The sequence below is a fragment of the Bradyrhizobium sp. AS23.2 genome, from assembly GCF_001908185.1.
In the GTDB taxonomy this organism is placed as follows: domain Bacteria; phylum Pseudomonadota; class Alphaproteobacteria; order Rhizobiales; family Xanthobacteraceae; genus Bradyrhizobium.
The window spans coordinates 1-18,113 of the sequence record NZ_LGHM01000038.1 but is presented as its reverse complement, the minus strand read 5'-3'; the positions used below and the strand labels follow the sequence as shown (position 1 = coordinate 18,113).

Below are 18,113 nucleotides of genomic sequence, written 5' to 3'. Positions count from 1 at the left end.
TAGCACTGCAACGATTCGTCCCTAAGAGTTGAGCGCACTGTCACCGTAATTCCCGGACACCGCCCCGAACGAGGCCGCTTGCAGATTTTTCCCTCTCACCGGAGGAGTGGACATCCGCGGCGCGTTGCATCCTAGAACCGGTAGTGCAGCCGCACGCAGCGCTTGTCGATCGTCTGGGCGCTGACGAGCGTTGGGCTCGCGCGAAAGCCGGTGAGCGGAAAGAGCCGCCGGCCGCTGCCTAGCATTTCCGGGATGACGTAGATTTCGATCTCGTCCATTGCCCCGCGCTCAAGGAATGCCATCTGCAACTGCCCGCCGCCCAACATCCAGACGTCGCCGTCGTCCAATCCACGAAGCTCGCGGATCAACGCATCGACGTCGCTGCGGACTTCCAGCGCCCCCTTCGGATTGTCGATCGGCCTCGACGTGACGACGATCACACGCTTGTCTCCATAGGCCCAGGAGGAGGAATCCCCAGCTATGAAATCATACGTGCCGCGCCCCATCACCACGGTGCGGATGCGCTTGAGGAAGGTGCGATAGTCATACTCGCCGAGGTTCATATCGTCATACTTGAACAGCCAGTCGAGATTGTCGTCCTCGGTGGCGATCAGCCCATCAAGGCTGGCGGCGATGTAGCCCATGATCCTGGCCATGGCGATCCCCTATTGATTAGTAAATGAATATACGTTTATATATGCCTATGGCAAGACCTAAGACGATCTCTGACGAGCAGGTGCTCGACATCCTCTTCGAAACGCTCATGGAGAGTGGACCTGGCGGTCTCACCTTCGTCTGCGCTGCAAAAGCCTGCGGTCTCTCGCCAGCGACGTTGGTCCAGCGCTACGGAGACCGCGAGGCACTGGTGCTGGCCATTCTCCTGCGTGCCTGGGATCGGCTGGATGCGGAGACCGAGGCAGCGGACGCGGAGGAAGCACTAACGCCCGAGGGCGCGATCAACCTCCTGCTGCGCCTGATGCCGCCCGAAACAGCCGAACGCGACACGAGCAATGGCCTTCTGCTCTTGAGGGAAGATATCCGCAATCCCGTCCTGCGTAGCCGCGGTGCGGCCTGGGGACATTGCTTGGCCGAAGCTCTCGGCCGCCGCCTTTCACAGGATCGGGCGCAGGGCAAACGCCTTGGTTGGCAGATGGCGAGGCTTTGGCAGGGTGCCCACACATGGTGGGCCTTCACGCGTGAGGAGCCACCGGAACAGGCGATCAGACGGGCGTTGGAGGACTGGATTGTGGGATTGAAATGATCGCTGTCGGCACAATCCGGAAGTAAGCCGAAAGTCCGCAATTGATCCGAAATCGGACCAGGTTTCATCGTGCCCACAAAAGGAGAGGCCGCCCGTTTGGGCGGCCTCTTTTTCGACTGCTTGCGGAAGGTTCCGGACAATTGCGGAAGAACTTCGCCTCACACGACAGACAGGACAGCCTCAGGAATAATCAGGAGCACCCGGTAGTAGACCCGCAAGTATCGCACTTCATGCACGTGCCATTCCGCACCAGCGTGAAGTTGCCGCACTCCGAGCACATCTCGCCCTCGTAGCCCTTGGCTTTCGCTTCCGCGCGGCGCTCGGCTTTGGTTGGCACCAGCGTTTGCGCGGTGCCGGCCTTGCTCCACTGGATCTGCTCGAGCTTCTCCGTCGGAGAGAGGTCGTGGGCCGCTTCCTGCTTCAGGGCGACGGCGCCTTCGAGGGCATCGCCGACGCGGGCCGACGTGCCGTGGGAGGCCAGCGCCGTGACCTTGCTGCCGCCGGTCGGGGCGCTGTCGTTGCCCTGGGCGACCGCAGTCGTGCCGCCGCGCATCACGACGAGGTTGTCGGTGCGGGAGCGGGTGAGGCCGCGCGAGACCAGCTTGGTCGCGTGGTGGCCCGCCTCGTCGTCCGGCTCCTTGCCTTCCTCGACGCCCTTGCCGAGCGCGTCAAAGCCCGTCTCGTTGGGATCGACGTGGGCGAGGTCGAAGCGGGAGAGGTAGCTCACCGCCAGCTCGCGGAAGACGTAGTCGAGGATCGAGGTCGCGTACTTGATGCTGTCGTTGCCCTGTACGGGGCCCGCCGGCTCGAAGCGGGTGAAGGTGAAGGCGTCGACATATTCGTCCAGCGGCACGCCGTACTGGAGGCCCAGCGACACCGCGATGGCGAAGTTGTTGATGAAGGAGCGGAGCGCCGCGCCTTCCTTGTGCATGTCGATGAAGATCTCGCCGAGACGGCCGTCGTCATACTCGCCGGTGCGGAGATAGACTTTATGGCCGCCGACGACCGCCTTCTGGGTGTAGCCCTTGCGGCGATCCGGCATCCTCTCGCGCTCGCGCATCACGATGATGCGCTCGACCAGCTTCTCGACGATCTTTTCCGAGACCTGGGCGGCACGCGCCGCCATCGGCTTCTCGTAGAGATGGTCGACCGCATCGTCCTCGTCCTCATCGTCGCTGATGAGCTGCGAGTTGAGCGGCTGGGAGAGCTTGGAGCCGTCGCGATAGAGCGCGTTGGCCTTCAGCGCCAGCTTCCACGACAGCATGTAGGCGGACTTGCAGTCCTCCACCGTGGCGTCGTTCGGCATGTTGATGGTCTTGGAGATCGCACCGGAGATGAAGGGCTGCGCCGCCGCCATCATGCGGATGTGGCTTTCGACCGACAGATAGCGCTTGCCGATCTTGCCGCAGGGGTTGGCGCAGTCGAACACCGCATAGTGCTCGGCCTTCAGGTGCGGAGCACCTTCCACCGTCATCGCGCCGCAGATGTGGACGTTGGCCGCCTCGATCTCGCGCTTGGTGAAGCCCACGGCCTGGAGCAGGTCGAAGCCGGGGGCCGCGATCGCCTCGGCACCGATGCCGAGCTGGTCGCGGATAAAATCTTCGCCAAAGGTCCACTTGTTGAAGGCGAACTTGATGTCGAAGGCGGTCGGCAGGGCCTTTTCGACCTTGGCGATCGCTTCATCGGTAAAGCCCTTGGCCTTCAGCGTCGAGGCGTTGATGCCGGGCGCGTTGGAGAGGGAGCCGTGGCCGACGGCATAGGCCTCGATCTCCGCAATCTCGCTCTCGCGATAGCCGAGCGCGCGCAGCGCGGACGGCACCGCACGGTTGATGATCTTGAAGTAGCCGCCGCCGGCGAGCTTCTTGAATTTTACGAGGGCGAAGTCCGGTTCGATGCCCGTCGTATCGCAGTCCATCACAAGGCCGATCGTGCCGGTGGGCGCGATCACCGTGGTCTGGGCGTTGCGATAGCCGTGCTTCTCGCCGAGCTCGAGCGCCGCATCCCAGGCGGATCGTGCATGCGTGATCAGGTCGGCCTGCGGGCAGGAGGCGTGGTCGAGCGGCACCGGGTTGACGCTGAGCGCCTCGTAGCCGGAGACCTCGCCATGCGCGGCGCGGCGGTGGTTGCGGATCACGCGCAGCATGTGCGCGGCGTTCTTCTTGTAGCCGGGGAAGGTGCCGAGCTCGGCGGCGATCTCGGCCGAGGTCTTGTAGGTGATGCCGGTCATCACCGCGGTCAGCGCGCCGCAGAGCGCGCGGCCCTCCTTGCTGTCATAGGACAGGCCCATGGTCATCAGGAGGCCGCCGATGTTGGCGTAGCCGAGGCCCAGCGTGCGGAACTCGTAGGAGAGCTCGGCGATCGCCTTCGACGGGAACTGCGCCATCATCACGGAGATTTCGAGCACGATGGTCCAGAGCTGGCAGAGGTGCTCGTAGCCGGCGACATCGAAGAGCTTCGTGGTGGTGTTGTAGAACGTCAGCAGGTTGGCGGAGGCAAGGTTGCACGCCGTGTCGTCCAGGAACATGTATTCCGAGCACGGATTGGACGCGCGGATGTCACCGGACGCCTTGCAGGTGTGCCAGTCGTTCATCGTGGTGTTGAAGTGCAGGCCCGGGTCGGCCGACGCCCAGGCGGCGTAGCCAATCTTCTCCCAGAGGTCGCGCGCCTTCAGCGTCTTCGTCACCTTCTTCGTGGTGCGTCCCACGAGATTCCAGTCGCCGTCGGTCTCGACGGCGCGCAGAAAATCGTCCTTCAGCGAGACCGAGTTGTTGGAGTTCTGGCCGGAGACCGTGAGGTAGGCTTCCGAATCCCAGTCGGTGTCGTAGGTGTCGAACTGGATGTCCTTGTAGCCCTGCTTGGCGAACTGGATGACGCGCTTGATGTAGTTGTCAGGCACGAGGCTGCGGCGCGCGAGCTTGATCTCGCGGCGGAGCGCAGGGTTCTTCTCGGGGTCGAAGCAATCGTCGCCCGAGCCTTCGCAGTTCACGCAGGCCTTCAGCACGGCCTTGAGGTGCTTCTGGTTGATCTTGGATCCGGTGACGAGAGCGGCAACCTTCTGCTCCTCCTTCACCTTCCAGTCGATATAGGTCTCGATATCGGGGTGATCGACGTCGACGACGACCATCTTGGCCGCGCGGCGCGTGGTGCCGCCCGACTTGATCGCGCCCGCAGCGCGATCGCCGATCTTGAGGAAGCTCATCAGGCCGGAGGAGCGGCCGCCGCCGGAGAGCTTCTCGCCTTCGCCGCGCAGGCGCGAGAAGTTGGAGCCGGTGCCGGAGCCGTATTTGAACAGGCGCGCCTCGCGGACCCAGAGGTCCATGATGCCGCCCTCGTTGACGAGGTCGTCACCGACGCCCTGGATGAAGCAGGCGTGCGGCTGCGGATGCTCATAGGCCGACTTGGACTTGGTCAGCTTGCCGGTGAAGGGGTCGACGTAATAGTGACCCTGGCCGGGGCCGTCGATGCCATAGGCCCAGTGCAGGCCGGTGTTGAACCATTGCGGCGAGTTCGGCGCGACCATCTGCATGGCGAGCATGTAGCGGAGCTCGTCATAGAAGGCCTGGGCGTCTTCATCGTTGGTGAAGTAACCGCCCTTCCAGCCCCAATAAGTCCAGCAGCCGGCGAGGCGGTCGAACACCTGCTTGGCCGAGAGCTCGCTGACGAAGCGCTCTTTCTCGGGCAGAGCCGCGAGGGCATCAGTGTCGGGCACCGAGCGCCACAGGAAGGAGGGGACGGATTCCTCCTCGACCTTCTTCAGGCGCGCGGCAACGCCGGCTTTACGGAAATACTTCTGGGCGAGGACGTCGGAGGCGACCTGCGACCACTCGGTCGGCACCTCGACGTTCTCAAGCTTGAACACGACCGAGCCGTCGGGATTCCTGATCTCCGACGTGGTCAGCCGGAATTCGATCCCGGCGTAAGGTGACTGTCCTACCGTGGTGTGGCGCCGCTCAATCCGCATGGTCTTGCCCCGTCCTTCATCTTTGACCGGACTGCCTCCGTTCAGGCGCCCTGGTCGGTATTTCGTTTCGCGAGCCCTCGAGGGGCCTTGCCGCCCTTTGAGGCTTCGCAGTTAAGCCGGTGGATCCGGCCCAGTTTCTCCCGGCGCGATGGGTCGGTGCGTGCACCTCTCATCCGCCGGCATGTCCACACCCATCCGCCCCAAAGGGATGTGCGCGACATGCGTTCAACGCTCCACAACGTCACAACTTCAACCGATGCCATCCGAGCCTGTTGCCGGCCCGTTCTGGCGCCCTGGAAGTCCGCTACCGCGGGCAGACAAGCCCTCATCCCGCTGGCTTTGGCTGGCTGGCGGAGTGGCGATTTGCGAGACCCTTTGGGGGAGTGCCGGCGGGACGCAAACTCACTCGCGCCGAACAGACCGAAAGCTAGGACTCTCCGTCGCGCCCGTCAAGAACTAGTGCGAGTTCCTGAATCAAATACTAAATATGGTGGATTGCGGGGGATAACAGGGGGCAAGCCCGCGCCTGTTGTTGAGCCAAGTATCAGTGAGTCCTCAGGGATTCCCAACCGAAAAAATTTCCATCTTGTGTGGATGCGGACCCTTCATCCCGCTGTTCACAGGGCAGGTATATTTTTGGGCAACGGGATTGCGTCGGTGGGACTCACGTAGCGTTACGGAAGGTGAGGGCAGGCATGCCCGCCGAGGTGGTGGTACGGGGTGCGAATCCGCGCCAAGCTGACCCCGTTTTCCGCCGGGTACCCCCATATGCTTGATTCGACTCGGCCGGTGCAGCGACCGCGCATCGCCCCGGCCGGCCTGATGTTCCTCGCCATCACCTCGATCGGCTGGGGCTTCAACTGGCCAGTGACGAAATTCCTGCTGGGCGAGCTGCCGCCGCTGACGCTGCGCGGGGTGACCGGGGTGTTGGGCGCGCTCCTGCTCGCCGCCCTGGCGGTGATCCGCCGGCAGAGCCTGCGGGTCGACCCCAGGATCTGGCCGCGCCTCGTGACCGCCGCCGTCCTCAACGTCACCGGCTGGATGGTGCTGATGGGCCTGGCGCTGCTCTGGTTGCCTGCGAGCGAGGCGGCACTGATCGCCTACACCATGCCGGTCTGGGCCTCGATCATTGCCTGGCCGGTGCTGGGCGAGCGGCCGACATTGTTGCGCACGCTGGCGCTGGTGATGGCCTTTGTGGGGCTTGCCGCGATCATGGGCGGCAACGGCATCGCCGCGAGCGCGGAAAAGCTGCCGGGCATCATCATGGCGCTGTGCGGCGCTATCGGTTTCGCCGTCGGCACGGTGTTCTCGAAAAAGTACCCCATCCATCTGCCGCCGATCACGGCCGCGGCCTGGCAGATCGGGATCGGCTGCCTGCCGATCGCGATCATCGGCCCCATCATCGAGACCACGCATCTGGAGCTGGTGACGCCGGTCGGCTGGCTGCTGCTGGTCTATTCGACCGTGGTGCAGTTCTGCATCGCCTATGTTAGCTGGTTCGCCGCGCTGGCGCGTCTGCCGGCTTCCGTCGCCGCGATCGGCACCATGGCCGTGCCGGTCATTGGCGTCGTGGCCTCGGCGCTCGCGCTGCACGAGCCGCTCGGGGCAGGGCAGATCGCCGCGCTGATCTTCACGCTCGCAGCCGTGGTGCTGGCGACGCGCTAGAAGCGTTCACGCACCCGGTGGCGCTGCAAGACCGGGGTCAGGTCGTTGCAAAGGGCATCCGGACCGGCCTTGACACCTGGTCGGGCGACACCCCTGTCAACTTGGCATATTGATCGGGATCGGTCGCGCCTTCCGTGTTGATAAGAAGCACCCGCGAATTCGGCCCGAGGCCAAGTGCGCCTCTCATCCTTTCGTCATTGGCTGCGCGTATCAGTGCGGCCAGACCCACGGCGCCGCTCTCTCCGGCAACGATTGGGACGTCTGCTGCGACCGGGCTGGCGAGAATCTTCATCGCGTCGATGGCATCGGTTTCATCGACGGTCATGAACGCATCGCCGACCTTCGACAGGATGCGCCATGCGACCAGCGACGCCTCGTAGCATTCGAGCATCGCCATGACGGTGGGAGCGCCGGCGTCGATCTTGACAGCTCTGCCGGACATCGCAGCCTGGAGGACGCAGGCGGCTCGTGCCGGCTCGACCACCGTGACGAACGGCCGCCGGTCGTGCAGGAGGAGGGCGAAGCGCGCCGCCAGTGCGGCCGCGATTCCGCCAACACCAGCTTGAATGAAGATATGGGTCGGAGGCGCCGGCATCTGGTCCATCAGCTCCCCGACCATCACGGTGTAGCCCTGCATGACCAGTGAAGGTATCCGCTCGTATCCCGGCCATGACGTGTCGGAAACGACAATCCAGCCGTTCTCGGCGGAGACGCGCGATGCTTCCGCAACACTGTCATCGTACGTTCCATCGACGCGGACGATACGAGCGCCCAGCCGCGAAATGGCGCGCTCGCGCTCTTCGCTCACGCCGGCATGCACGAATATGACGGCGTTCGCGCCCATCAGTTTCGCGCCTTGCGCGACCGAGCGCCCATGATTCCCATCGGTCGCGCAGGCGACCGTGACCGTTCGAGCGATTTGACGGACATCCGGATCGCGCAGGTCGCGCCCGTCGAAAGAGCGGTTCAGGCGGCTGCTCGCCTCTTCCAGGACGAGCTTTTCGACCGCGTATGATCCCCCCAGCGCCTTGAAGCTTCCGAGTCCCAGTCGTGTGCTCTCGTCCTTGACGAAGATGGCGCCGACTCCAAATCTGTCCGCAAGCGCCCGCAGTTCGTGCAATGGGGTCGGAACGTAATCGTCTCTCGTGCTCAGGAAAGCCAACGCTTCGGCGGCAGCCGCATCGCTCAAACTTTGTCGATCCGACTCGTCGAGCGGCGTGCGATATTGAGGATCCCTGTTCAAAAGAAGCGTCATGGCGTCACCGTGAGTACAAAGCTGAAAGCTGCTTGAACGGGTCGACCTTCAACCCGAATTGCGGCTTCCGCTCCTTCTAGCTCACCCATCATGCGCGTTTGGCTCGTTTTTCGGCGCCCCTGCGAGAAATTTGTGCAGCGCGTCGGTCCGCAGCTGGGAGGAGATCAGCTCGATACGATCACCTCGCATCCTGTCTTGATGCGGCGCATGGAAACGAAGGTTCGAAAATTCTTTACGTTTCCTCCTTCGAAGAACAGCTCGCGCGTCAGGTTGGTATATTCGTCCATGTCGCGGACATTCATGATCAGGACGAAATCCACTTCGCCGGTGATGTAGTAGCATTGCTGCACCTGAGGGCACTCGGCGAACCGCTTGCGCATCTTGTCGAGCAGATCCAGCCGCTCGTTCTCGATGGTGACTTCGACGATGAGAGTCAGCGGCCGCCCGACGCGATCCTGATCGACGACGCTCACATCGGCTGCGATGATTTTCTCCTCGCGCAGGCGCTGGATGCGTCTCGCGACGGCCGCGACCGAGAGCCCGATCTTGTCCGCGATTTCCCTGTGAGGCCTCGTATTGTCCTTTTGCGAGTAACGAAGAATGCGGGCATCGGCTGCATCTATCGTCGCTGTCATATGTGCTCCCCTGAGAAATATTTGCGTAAAGCACATCAAATTAGCGCCCAATTCGCAAGAGCAGCGACGTAGTTTCTCGCGAATGGTCGGGCTCGCGCGACGCGTGCCGAACTCAGCGAGGCGAGGACGCATGACAATTATCAAGCGGCACATTCTGGACGGTTTCCCAAAATCGATGTCTCCAAGCAGCCATGCCGTCGAAGCGGACGGTTTTGTTTTTCTCACCGGACAGTTCGGTCGCAATCTCGAAGCTCCGGACGAGCCGCTCTCCGCCGGCATCGAAGCGCAGACGGAGCGCACACTTCAGAACATGGAACGGGTGCTGGCCTCGCTGGGAATGACCTTGCGTCACGTGGTGAGCGTTCGCGTGTTCCTGACCGACTTCAAGCGGGATTATGACGGGCTGAACGCCGTCTACGGCCGGTTCTTTGCCGAAGGAGAGCGGCCGGTCAGGACATGTGTCGGTGTCACCGACCTGGTTCGCGACGCGCTCGTCGAAATTGATTGTATTGCCAAGCGATAGGGGGAAACGATGCAGGATGCCCGACACACGGCGGCGGCGCGGCTGGACCGACTTCCGCTCACCAATTTTCATCGGCGTCTGTTCGGGCTGGTTGCCGGCGGACTGTTTACCGACAATTTCGATATTTATGTAGCGGGAGCTGTCCTCGGTCAGTTGCTGGCGATCGGCTTCTCCGATCTGGCTCAGAATGCGACGTTCGTATCGGCGACGTTCGCGGGCATGCTCATCGGCACGATCGGGTCGGGGATCATAGCCGATCGATACGGTCGCAGGTTGACATTCCAGTTCAACCTCGCGGTGTTCGGTGTGGCTACGCTGGCCTGCGCCGCTGCGCCGGATATCTTCTATCTCACGATCTTCCGCTTCGTCGCAGGCGTCGGCCTTGGCGCCGAGCTGACCGTCGGTTACAGCACGCTCTCCGAATTCACGCCGCCCGCCCGTCGCGGACGCTGGCAGGCGCTTTTGTCGATGATGTCCAGCTTCGGTCTGCTCGCGTCAACCATGATGAGCTGGGCCTTGATTCCGGTATTCGGCTGGCGCGTGATGTTCGTGGTGCCCGGCGTTTGCGCCCTGGGTTTGTTGTTGCTCCGCAAATCGTTGCCGGAATCTCCACGCTGGCTGGAAGCGCACAACCGTTTCGATGAGGCGGATCGTATTGTCGCCGCGATCGAACGCAAGGTCATCGAGGAGGGCGGCGAGCTTCAGGCTCCAGCGACGACGCAGGCAGCCAAAGGTGAAAGCCTGTGGCAGGCGAAGCTAGTCCGTCCTCTTGTTCTCGGCACGATTCTGCAGGTTGCGATGTTCGCGGCGCTGTATGGTCTCGTGAATTGGATCCCGTCGTTCTTGCTGAAGCAGGGGATGCCGATCAACCAGTCGCTCGGGTTGTCGGCGCTTATGTCGCTTGGCGGGCCGGTTGGTGCCTTCGTTGCGTTCGCAATCATCGATCGGATCGGTCGTCGTCCGGCGGTCGTCGTCGGCTCGGTTCTTGCGGCTGCGCTCTCGGTGCTTTTTGGCCAGGCGACAAGCCAGGTCGGTGCGGTGATCTGCGGATTCGTGCTGTTCAGTCTCGTCTACTTTCTCCTTGCAACGATACAGGCGGTCTATCTGCCCGAGTTGTTTCCCACCGCGGTTCGGGTCCGCTGCAACGCGATTTGCATTGGGATTGCGCGGCTGACCACCCTGGTGACGCCTTTCCTGATCGTCTCAGTGTTCAATGCCTATGGTATCTCGGGCGTGGTAACGGCGATCGCAGCGCTCCTGGTTGTTCAGGCGGCGTCGATGGCCCTGTTGGGGCGTGAGACGCGTGGAATTCCTCTCGAACAGATATTCCAAGAGCCCTCGACGGAGCCCCAGCTCAAGGCGACGACCGTGGTCTCGTAGGTGCAAGCGCTGGTATACGGATAACCGCACATGAGGGACTTTCAGCGTCCTGGCCGCTCCGAAGTCCATGGATTCCGGAGCATGGTCGCTACCTCGCACCCCCTCGCTTCCCTGGCCGCTCTGGACGCGCTCAGGGAGGGAGGCAACGCGATCGACGGCGCGATTGCCGCTGCGGCCGTTCTTGCGGTCGTCGAGCCGAGCCAAACCGGCATAGGCGGTGATTGCTTTGCTCTCCTGAAGAAGCCGGGACATGCCGTTGTTGCAATGAATGGCTCGGGATGGGCTCCAAGGGGCGCTTCTGCGACCTTGTTGGCAGAACGGGGCATCGATCAGATCGAGCCGGGTACTCCGGAGGCGGTGACCGTCCCAGGTGCCGTCCGCGCATGGAGCCGATTGGCGAACGACTATGGCAGGTTGGAGTGGGAGCGACTGCTCGCGCCAGCCATCATGCTGGCCGAGAGGGGTTATGCGGTTTCACCTAGGCTGGCGCGGGACTGGAGCCGGCAGATCGGCAAGCTAAGCCGACACCCGGCGTGCCGCGAGATCTTTCTCCCTCAGGGACGCTCGCCCGCGGCCGGCGAACGGCACGTGCAGCTGGCGCTCGCCCGGACATTGAAGGCAATCGCTCAAGAGGGAGCCGATTGCTTCTACGAGGGATGGATTGCCGATGACATCGTGCAGACGCTTGCACAGATGGATGGCGTGCATGCACCGGATGACTTTGCTTCCTGGACTCCGGCCTATGAACAACCGATCTCCCGTAAATATCGAGGCTACGAGTTGTGGGAATGCCGACCGAACGGGCAGGGAGTGACTGCCCTGCAGATGGCGATGCTGCTCGACGGCGAGCTACGCGGCAAGTACGAGGCAATGTCGGTGCAGCGATTTCACTTCCTAGCTGAAGTTGCCCGCGCCGCCTATGCCGATAGGGACGCGTTAGTCGCGGACCCTGCCTCCACCGGAGAGATCGCGGACAAGTTGCTCGCCAGGGACAGGATACAGGCAATTGCGAGCCACATCGACATGTCGAAGCGCAATGACGAGTGGGCCCTTCCTTGTCCGACGCCGGAGCATCGCGATACGACCTATATCTCCGTGGTGGACGAAGACCGCTTCGCCGTATCGCTGATCAACTCGATCTTCGACGATTTCGGAAGCGGAATAGTTGCCGCCCGGAGCGGAGTGCTGCTTCACAACAGGGGCTGCGGCTTTTCCGTCGCCAACGATCATCCGAACGTCATTCGCGGACGAAAGCGACCTCTACACACGATTATTCCGGCGCTGCTGACGCGCGACAATGAGACGGCGATGTCATTCGGTGTCACGGGTGGCCATTTCCAGCCAATGGGGCAGATGCTCCTGCTCTCCAATGTGCTCGATTGCGGCATGACGATTCAGGAGGCGATCGACTTCCCGCGAATCTTTGCTCGTGGGGTCGACCTGGAATTGGAACATACCGTTTCGGTAGTGGTGATGGACGGGTTGGCGAGGCTGGGACACACGCCCCGCTGGGCGGAAAACCCGATCGGAACGGCTCAGGCCATTTGGCTCGACCACGACGGTGGCGGATTGGTTGGTGCTGCCGACTCTCGTCGGGATGGCATTGCGCTAGGAATCTGAACCTGGCCGGCAATGGCGGCGCTGGCTTCGCCATCTCGCGAACCTTTGGTGGGGCCAGCTACTGCGCCGCAATCAGGCTCGTCGCCGACCTCAAAGCATTCTGACCGCAACGCGGGCCAAAAGTAAGCGTCTAGCTTGCCCTCATTCCGCCGTTCAGCGCCTTGCGGATCATCTCGGCGAGCTGGTTGCGGCGATAGGGTTTGGTCAGCAGCAGCACGCCGTCGTCGAGCTTGCCGTGGTGGACGATGGCGTTGTCGGTGTAGCCGGAGGTGTAGAGCACCTTCAGGCCCGGGCGCCGCTTCGCCACCTCTTCGGCGAGCTCGCGCCCGCTCATGCCGCCGGGGATGACCACGTCGGTGAAGAGAAGGTCGAAGCCCTGGCCGGCCTCGATCAATTGCAGCGCGGCGCGGCTGTCGGCGGCGGCGACCGTCTTGTAGCCGAGGCTCTGGAGCTGCACGGTGACGAAGTTGCGCACCAGCGCGTCGTCCTCGACCACGAAAATGGTCTCGGCGCCGCCTTCGGCCTGCGGCGTCGGGGGGGGCGGCCGCTTCGGTGATGCCTTCGCCCGGTGGCAGATAGAGCTTGATCGTGGTGCCGTGGCCTTCCTCGCTGTAGATCTTGATGTGGCCGCCGGACTGCCTGACGAAGCCGTAGACCATGGAGAGGCCGAGACCGGATCCCTTGCCGACCTCCTTGGTGGTGAAGAACGGCTCGAATGCCTTCTGCCGGATCTCGGGCGACATGCCGGTGCCGGTGTCGCTGACCGCGAGCATCACGTAAGGGCCGGGCGCCACGTCCGGATTGGCCTGCGCATAGGCCTCGTCGAGCACGAGGCGTTGGGTCTCCAGCAACAGCTTGCCGCCGTTGGGCATGGCGTCGCGGGCGTTGATCGCCATGTTGAGCACCGCGTTGGTGAGCCGGGACGGGTCGATGTGCGAGGTCATCGGGCCCTGTTCCAGCACGGTCTCGATCTGGATCTGCTCGCCGAGGGTGGGGCGCAGCAGCTTGGCGATATCGGTGATCGCGGCGTTGATCTCGACATTGCGCGGCTGGAGCGGCTGTCGGCGCGCAAACGCGAGCAGATGCTGGATCAGCTCGGCGCAGCGCTCGGCGGCATCGTCGATCAGCCGCGCGACGCGCTGCAGTTCCGGCTGCTGCTTCAGGCTCGCCACCAGCGTCTCCGTGTTGCCGGAGATCACCGTGAGCATGTTGTTGAAGTCGTGCGCGACGCCGCCGGTCAGCTTGCCGATCGCGTCCAGCTTCTGCGATTGGTGCAATTGCCGCTCGGTCTCGCGCGAATGGGTCGCGTCGTGATAGACCAGCACGGCGCCGGAGATATGGCCTTGCCCGTCACGCATCGGCCGGCCGCTGATCATCAGATGGCGCGGTTGATCGCCGCTGTGCGGACGGACGATCATCTCCAGCTCTTCGAAGTGCTCGCCGCGCAGGACGCGCGCCGACGGCAGTTCCTCGGCCTCGAGCGGCGTCACGCCGTCGCCGTGAAACACGTCGGATATCACGCGCAGATTGCGCAGGTTCATGCCGGTCCGATGCAGCAATATGCGCTCCGCCGCCGGATTGGAGAGCAGCACGTCGGCATTGTCGTCGATGACCAGCACAGCCTCCGCCATGCTGTGGAACGTGCTCTGGAGCACGTTGACCGACAGGCGAAGCTCGTCATGGGCGTTGACGAGATGCTCGGTGCGCTCGGCAACCGCCGCCTCGAGCGCCTCCTTGGCGGCCGTGGTCTCCAGCAGCGTGCTCTTGAGCGCGACCTGGGTGCGCTGGCTCTCGCGCATCAGCATCAGGACCAGCAGCAGGATGACCAGCGCGCCGACGATGTCGATGCCGAGCAGCACGATGCCGGTCCGGCGCGAGTCCGCTTCGCGGTCGGCAAGCAGCTTCTCTTCGCCGGCGGCCAGCCGATCGAGATTGGCCGTGAGCGCATCCATCAGGCCACGGCCCTCGGCGCGGCCGACCAGCGCCTGGACGCCGGGCCCATCGCCGTCGGCGCGCAGGCGCACCGCTTCGGCGGCAACATCCAGTCGCCGCAGGATCAGCGGTTCGGTGGCCGCCAGCAGTCGCTCTTGATCGGCATTGTCGCGGACCGCGAGCTTGAGCTCGGCGAGCGCCGGCGCGATCCGGCTCTTCGCCGCCTGGAATTCGTCGAAAAATCCGGCCGTCTGGTAGATTTCATAGCCACGCGCTGCGCTCTCGGCGCGGCGGACCCAGAGGCGCACGTCCGAAATCTTCTTCAGCACCTCGACGGTGTGGTTGACCCAGGCGGAATCCGACCGCGACTTGACGTCGAGTCCGATCGAGGCTGCGGTGATGATCAGGAGGATGGCAAGTCCAGCACCGAGAATGACGCGCTGCGTTGGGATCAAGGTGCTTCTTTCTTGTCCTTCGGCTGCGCGCTCTCGCCGGGGCCGCCGAGGCATTCCCGAATCGTGGTCAGCAGCACGTCCGGCGTGAACGGCTTGCGCAGGCAGCGCGTCGCGCCGAGTTCCAGCGCCATGCGCAGGAAATCGGGAGAGGGCGAGGCGGATGAGGCGAAGGCATAGCCGGACATCGCAATCAGCGGGATTGCCGGCGCGCGCTCGTGAAAGATGCGGATGGATTCGAAGCCGCGCATGTGCGGCATGAAGATGTCGACGAGCATCACATCAAACATCTGCGTTTCGAGCGCAGCAAGTCCCGTTTCTCCGCCGTCGGCCATCGTGACGTCGAAGCCCTGACGTTGGAGGAGGACCTCGATGGTCGCGCCGACCATCGGATCGTCATCTACCACGAGGATACGCGGCATGACATTTCCCAGTAGATCGATCGAAGTCCCATACCCATGGCTGATATAGGCGAATCGTGGAGTGGGTCAATTTGGGATTGGATCAATGTAGATATGCACGGTGCGGTGAATAGAGGTCCGCGCGTGCGCGCGTGTACAGAACGTCGCACGAGATGCGCGTGTGACGCGCGAAACGAGCGCTGAATGCGCGACAAACGAAGACAAACGAAAAAGGCGCCGCATCGCTGCGGCGCCTTTTCCGTCAAACGTTGTCTCATCGATTACGGGCAGGGATGACGCTGGCCGTCGTAGCCGAGATACGTGCCCGAGGCCGGGTCATACGACCTGAAGCGCTGTGCGCAGTAAGCTGCGGAGTCACCGCCGCTGTCGGGCACGACCGCGACTGACGGCTCGTCATAGTAGCTGTCACCATAGTAGTAGGGATCATCGTAATATCCGCCACCGTAATAGGCGTACGAGCCGACGCCCCCCGATCGCAGCGCCCGCCGCGAAGCCGGGCCAGAAGCCGCCGCGACGATGCCAGCCGCCGCCCTGCCAGTTGCCGCCGCCGCCATGCCAGTTGCCGCCGCCACCATGCCAGTTGTTACCCGCGACCGCAGCGCCGCGGCCGCCGGCAAAGGGGGCTCCACCGCTCGGGCGGACTGCTGCGCCGGCCGCGAAATTGCCACCACCGCCGCCGATCCGTGCGCCGCCAACGGGACCTCCGCCCATGCGGGCACCGCCGCCACCACCAAAATGAGCGCCGCCGCCACCACCAACCGCAGCACCGCGGCTAGGGCCCTGCGCGAAGCTCGGCGTCGCCAACGGGAGGACCAACGCCACTGCTGCCGCGGCGCTCAAAACTTTTAGACTTTTCATGATCAAGCTCCTTTCCCGGAAAGCCAACCCTAGGACAGGGCCGTGGTTCCCGGGATCACGACCGTTTGCGTGCGAAGGGAGCGTCTCACCGGGACGCTGTACCCGGCATGAACGGATCATGCCCGATTTGCGGCGGCGGTCCGTGGCTCGGGCACCGCAATTGCGTGGGGCACGGCCGCACCCGCCGAACTGGACATTTCTCCGTCCGGATGGCATCAGGACCCTACGAAGCAGGGCCCTTGCCGCATGAAACAGTTTTTTCTGAAGTTCTTCACCTGGTGGAATGGCCAGACGTTTGGCACCCAACTGTGGACCAAGCGGTATGGGGAGCTGGTCGGCCAGGATGAGCAGGGCAATCTCTATTACCGCACCCGCGGCGGGGCGATCGATCCGACGCTCGGCTTCGAGCGGCGCTGGGTGATCTACAACGGCTACGCCGAAGCGAGCCGCATCCCGCCATCCTGGCACGGCTGGATTCATCACGTCGTCGACACGCCGCCGACCGAGACCAACTACCAGCCGCGCGAGTGGGAAAAGCCGCACCAGCCGAATCTCACGGGCACGGCAAAGGCCTACCGTCCTTCGGGCTCGACGCTCGCCAGCGGCCGGCGGCCGAAGGCGACCGGCGACTACCAGTCCTGGACGCCTGGCTAGGCATCCGGCTCCAAGCGCGAATCTTCATCGCTCGATTGGATGCACCCGCATCCCTCTCACGCCGCTGTGGACAACGGGAACAGCGGGGACGATGCCTGCTTGCCCGTTGCCGGCACGCGAGCGATGCGGCTCAATGATCCCATCTTACGGAGATGGGAGACCATTGCGTTCGGTTCGGGCAACAGTTCGCGACTGTCCCGAGATGCAGCGGCCGCCGACCAGGACTCGATCGGGAGATAGGCCCCCGGTCTGGACGTTCCGGAATCGCCCGATGTGAATGTGCGCCGCCGTAAGACAGGAAAGGCCGCTTGGGAAACCGAGCGGCCTTTCTCTGTTGGCATGAGTTGTGTGTCCCGGACGCGGTGCGGCGTGTAACGATCTGGGTCCCGGCTCTGCGCAGCAGCGCAAAGAGCGCTGCAGCGCGTCCGGGACACGAAAGCAGAAGCTACATCACCCTTTCAGCCGCTAGCTTCACCGCCGCGAGTCGTCGCGCCTGGTTTTGCGCGCCGCGCTCCCTGAGCATCGCCAGCACTTCGGCGGGCGCGGTTTCGGGCGAGCCTGAATTGAACGGCGGGGCCGGATTGTATTCGAGCTGGAGCTGGATCGCCTCCGCCGTCGTGCGGTCGATCAGGATCGACACCAGCGTCAGTGCGAAATCGATTCCTGCGGTGACGCCGCCGCCCGTGACGCGGTTGCGATCGATGCAGACACGCGTCTTGGTCGGCGTTGCGCCGAACTGGGCGAGCATCTCCATCGCGCTCCAATGGGTCGCAGCCCGGTAGCCCTTGAGCAGGCCGGCAGCGCCGAGCGCCAGCGATCCCGTACAGACCGACGTGACGTACTTTGCGCCCTCGGCCTGCCGCCGCAGGAAGTCGAGCACCTCCTCATCATTGAGCAAGTCGTTGGTGCCGCCGCCACCGGGCACGCAGATCACGTCGAGTTGCGGGCAATCGGCGAACGTCGTGGTCGGCGTCAACGTCAGCACGGAGTCGCTCGGCACCGGTTCGATGCGCTTCCAGATCAGATGCAGCTTCGCGCCGGGTATGTTCGAAAACACCTGCAAGGGGCCGGTGAAGTCGAGCTGGGTGACGCGCGGAAACACCAAAAGTCCGATCTGGAGCGGTGTCGACATGGGAGCCTCCAACTATGAGCTTGACGGAACAAATTGGCATGATGCTCTTCCGTCCAAAATGGCGAATTTCCCTCTATTTCGGACATGACCGTGATCGGCATCCTGATCTTCCCGGATTTCCAGTTGCTCGATGCAGCCGGCCCGATCTCCGTGTTCGAGATCGCGGCGCGCTGCACCGGCAAGACGACGACCGGGATCCGGGTGCTGGCGCTGAACGCGGGGCCCGTGCGCAGTTCGTCCGGCGTCGAGATGGTGGCGCGCGATTTCAAGTCGGCGAATGCGATCACGACGCTGGTCGTGGCGGGCGGCGCCGGCGTTGCAGGCGCGGCGCGCTGCGAGGTCACGCGCGCCTTTGTGCAGCGG

General features: G+C 63.6%; 12 protein-coding genes and 3 pseudogenes. 7 read left to right on the top strand and 8 right to left on the bottom strand.

The window, feature by feature from the left end:
* Positions 1-131 precede the first annotated feature (131 nt).
* A complete protein-coding gene (locus tag AC630_RS08525) occupies positions 132-656 on the bottom strand; it encodes a dihydrofolate reductase family protein (RefSeq protein WP_074118037.1) in 525 nt (174 codons plus the stop codon).
* A gap of 47 nt (positions 657-703) precedes the next feature.
* On the opposite strand from AC630_RS08525, the gene AC630_RS08520 reads away from it, so the two are divergent.
* Positions 704-1,261: a TetR/AcrR family transcriptional regulator gene (locus tag AC630_RS08520; RefSeq protein WP_074118061.1), complete on the top strand. Its 558-nt coding sequence runs from the start codon at positions 704-706 to the stop codon at positions 1,259-1,261.
* A gap of 190 nt (positions 1,262-1,451) precedes the next feature.
* Here AC630_RS08520 and AC630_RS08515 read toward each other — a convergent pair whose 3' ends face one another.
* Positions 1,452-5,222 (bottom strand): vitamin B12-dependent ribonucleotide reductase, encoded by a 3,771-nt coding sequence (locus tag AC630_RS08515; RefSeq protein ID WP_074118036.1) that lies wholly within the window; start codon positions 5,220-5,222, stop codon positions 1,452-1,454.
* 768 nt (positions 5,223-5,990) lie between these two features.
* On the opposite strand from AC630_RS08515, the gene AC630_RS08505 reads away from it, so the two are divergent.
* Entirely contained in the window at positions 5,991-6,887 is an 897-nt protein-coding gene (locus tag AC630_RS08505; RefSeq protein ID WP_074118035.1) for a DMT family transporter, read from the top strand.
* A 37-nt stretch (positions 6,888-6,924) separates the two neighbouring features.
* Here the strand turns inward: AC630_RS08505 and AC630_RS08500 are convergent, their stop codons facing one another.
* Together AC630_RS08500 and AC630_RS08495 are read right to left on the bottom strand one after the other, a co-directional pair.
* On the bottom strand, positions 6,925-8,142 hold the full coding sequence (locus AC630_RS08500; protein WP_074118034.1) for a diaminopropionate ammonia-lyase: 1,218 nt from the start codon (positions 8,140-8,142) through the stop codon (positions 6,925-6,927).
* Between the two features lie 164 nt (positions 8,143-8,306).
* On the bottom strand, positions 8,307-8,777 hold the full coding sequence (locus AC630_RS08495) for an Lrp/AsnC family transcriptional regulator (RefSeq protein WP_074118033.1): 471 nt from the start codon (positions 8,775-8,777) through the stop codon (positions 8,307-8,309).
* Between the two features lie 130 nt (positions 8,778-8,907).
* On the opposite strand from AC630_RS08495, the gene AC630_RS08490 reads away from it, so the two are divergent.
* From AC630_RS08490 to AC630_RS08480, 3 genes are all read left to right on the top strand, one after another.
* Positions 8,908-9,300, top strand: coding sequence for a RidA family protein (locus AC630_RS08490; protein WP_349538205.1), 393 nt, complete (start codon positions 8,908-8,910; stop codon positions 9,298-9,300).
* Between the two features lie 9 nt (positions 9,301-9,309).
* Positions 9,310-10,680, top strand: a complete 1,371-nt coding sequence (locus tag AC630_RS08485; protein WP_074118032.1) for an MFS transporter — start codon at positions 9,310-9,312, stop codon at positions 10,678-10,680.
* A gap of 81 nt (positions 10,681-10,761) precedes the next feature.
* Entirely contained in the window at positions 10,762-12,300 is a 1,539-nt protein-coding gene (locus tag AC630_RS08480; RefSeq protein ID WP_245330306.1) for a gamma-glutamyltransferase family protein, read from the top strand.
* Between the two features lie 130 nt (positions 12,301-12,430).
* Here the strand turns inward: AC630_RS08480 and AC630_RS08475 are convergent.
* The 3 genes and pseudogenes from AC630_RS08475 to AC630_RS46190 form a co-directional block, all read right to left on the bottom strand.
* Positions 12,431-14,687: pseudogene (locus tag AC630_RS08475) on the bottom strand (CHASE3 domain-containing protein).
* A complete protein-coding gene (locus AC630_RS08470) occupies positions 14,684-15,106 on the bottom strand; it encodes a response regulator (RefSeq protein WP_074118030.1) in 423 nt (140 codons plus the stop codon). The pseudogene AC630_RS08475 and the gene AC630_RS08470 overlap by 4 nt, the downstream one beginning before the upstream one ends.
* Positions 15,107-15,366: 260 nt before the next feature.
* Positions 15,367-15,964: pseudogene (locus AC630_RS46190) on the bottom strand (BA14K family protein).
* Between the two features lie 246 nt (positions 15,965-16,210).
* On the opposite strand from AC630_RS46190, the gene AC630_RS08460 reads away from it, so the two are divergent.
* Positions 16,211-16,618: an NADH:ubiquinone oxidoreductase subunit NDUFA12 gene (locus AC630_RS08460; protein ID WP_074118029.1), complete on the top strand. Its 408-nt coding sequence runs from the start codon at positions 16,211-16,213 to the stop codon at positions 16,616-16,618.
* Positions 16,619-17,063: 445 nt separating this feature from the next.
* Here the strand turns inward: AC630_RS08460 and AC630_RS08455 are convergent, their stop codons facing one another.
* The gene (locus AC630_RS08455) at positions 17,064-17,750 is read right to left on the bottom strand and encodes a DJ-1/PfpI family protein (protein WP_074118028.1); all 687 of its coding nucleotides are present in this window, start codon (positions 17,748-17,750) and stop codon (positions 17,064-17,066) included.
* Positions 17,751-17,840: 90 nt separating this feature from the next.
* On the opposite strand from AC630_RS08455, the pseudogene AC630_RS08450 reads away from it, so the two are divergent.
* Positions 17,841-18,113, top strand: a pseudogene (locus tag AC630_RS08450) (GlxA family transcriptional regulator); the annotation flags it as partial.

Bases quoted from the DNA above. Each gene is read 5' to 3' on its own strand.
- AC630_RS08480 (WP_245330306.1), top strand. From the start codon at position 10,762: ATGGTCGCTACCTCGCACCCCCTCGCTTCCCTGGCCGCTCTGGACGCG.
- AC630_RS08525 (WP_074118037.1), bottom strand. From the start codon at position 656: ATGGCCAGGATCATGGGCTACATCGCCGCCAGCCTTGATGGGCTGATC.
- AC630_RS08500 (WP_074118034.1), bottom strand. From the start codon at position 8,142: ATGACGCTTCTTTTGAACAGGGATCCTCAATATCGCACGCCGCTCGAC.
- AC630_RS08485 (WP_074118032.1), top strand. From the start codon at position 9,310: ATGCAGGATGCCCGACACACGGCGGCGGCGCGGCTGGACCGACTTCCG.
- AC630_RS08505 (WP_074118035.1), top strand. From the start codon at position 5,991: ATGCTTGATTCGACTCGGCCGGTGCAGCGACCGCGCATCGCCCCGGCC.
- AC630_RS08495 (WP_074118033.1), bottom strand. From the start codon at position 8,777: ATGACAGCGACGATAGATGCAGCCGATGCCCGCATTCTTCGTTACTCG.
- AC630_RS08455 (WP_074118028.1), bottom strand. From the start codon at position 17,750: ATGTCGACACCGCTCCAGATCGGACTTTTGGTGTTTCCGCGCGTCACC.
- AC630_RS08460 (WP_074118029.1), top strand. From the start codon at position 16,211: ATGAAACAGTTTTTTCTGAAGTTCTTCACCTGGTGGAATGGCCAGACG.
- AC630_RS08520 (WP_074118061.1), top strand. From the start codon at position 704: ATGGCAAGACCTAAGACGATCTCTGACGAGCAGGTGCTCGACATCCTC.
- AC630_RS08515 (WP_074118036.1), bottom strand. From the start codon at position 5,222: ATGCGGATTGAGCGGCGCCACACCACGGTAGGACAGTCACCTTACGCC.
- AC630_RS08470 (WP_074118030.1), bottom strand. From the start codon at position 15,106: ATGCCGCGTATCCTCGTGGTAGATGACGATCCGATGGTCGGCGCGACC.
- AC630_RS08490 (WP_349538205.1), top strand. From the start codon at position 8,908: ATGACAATTATCAAGCGGCACATTCTGGACGGTTTCCCAAAATCGATG.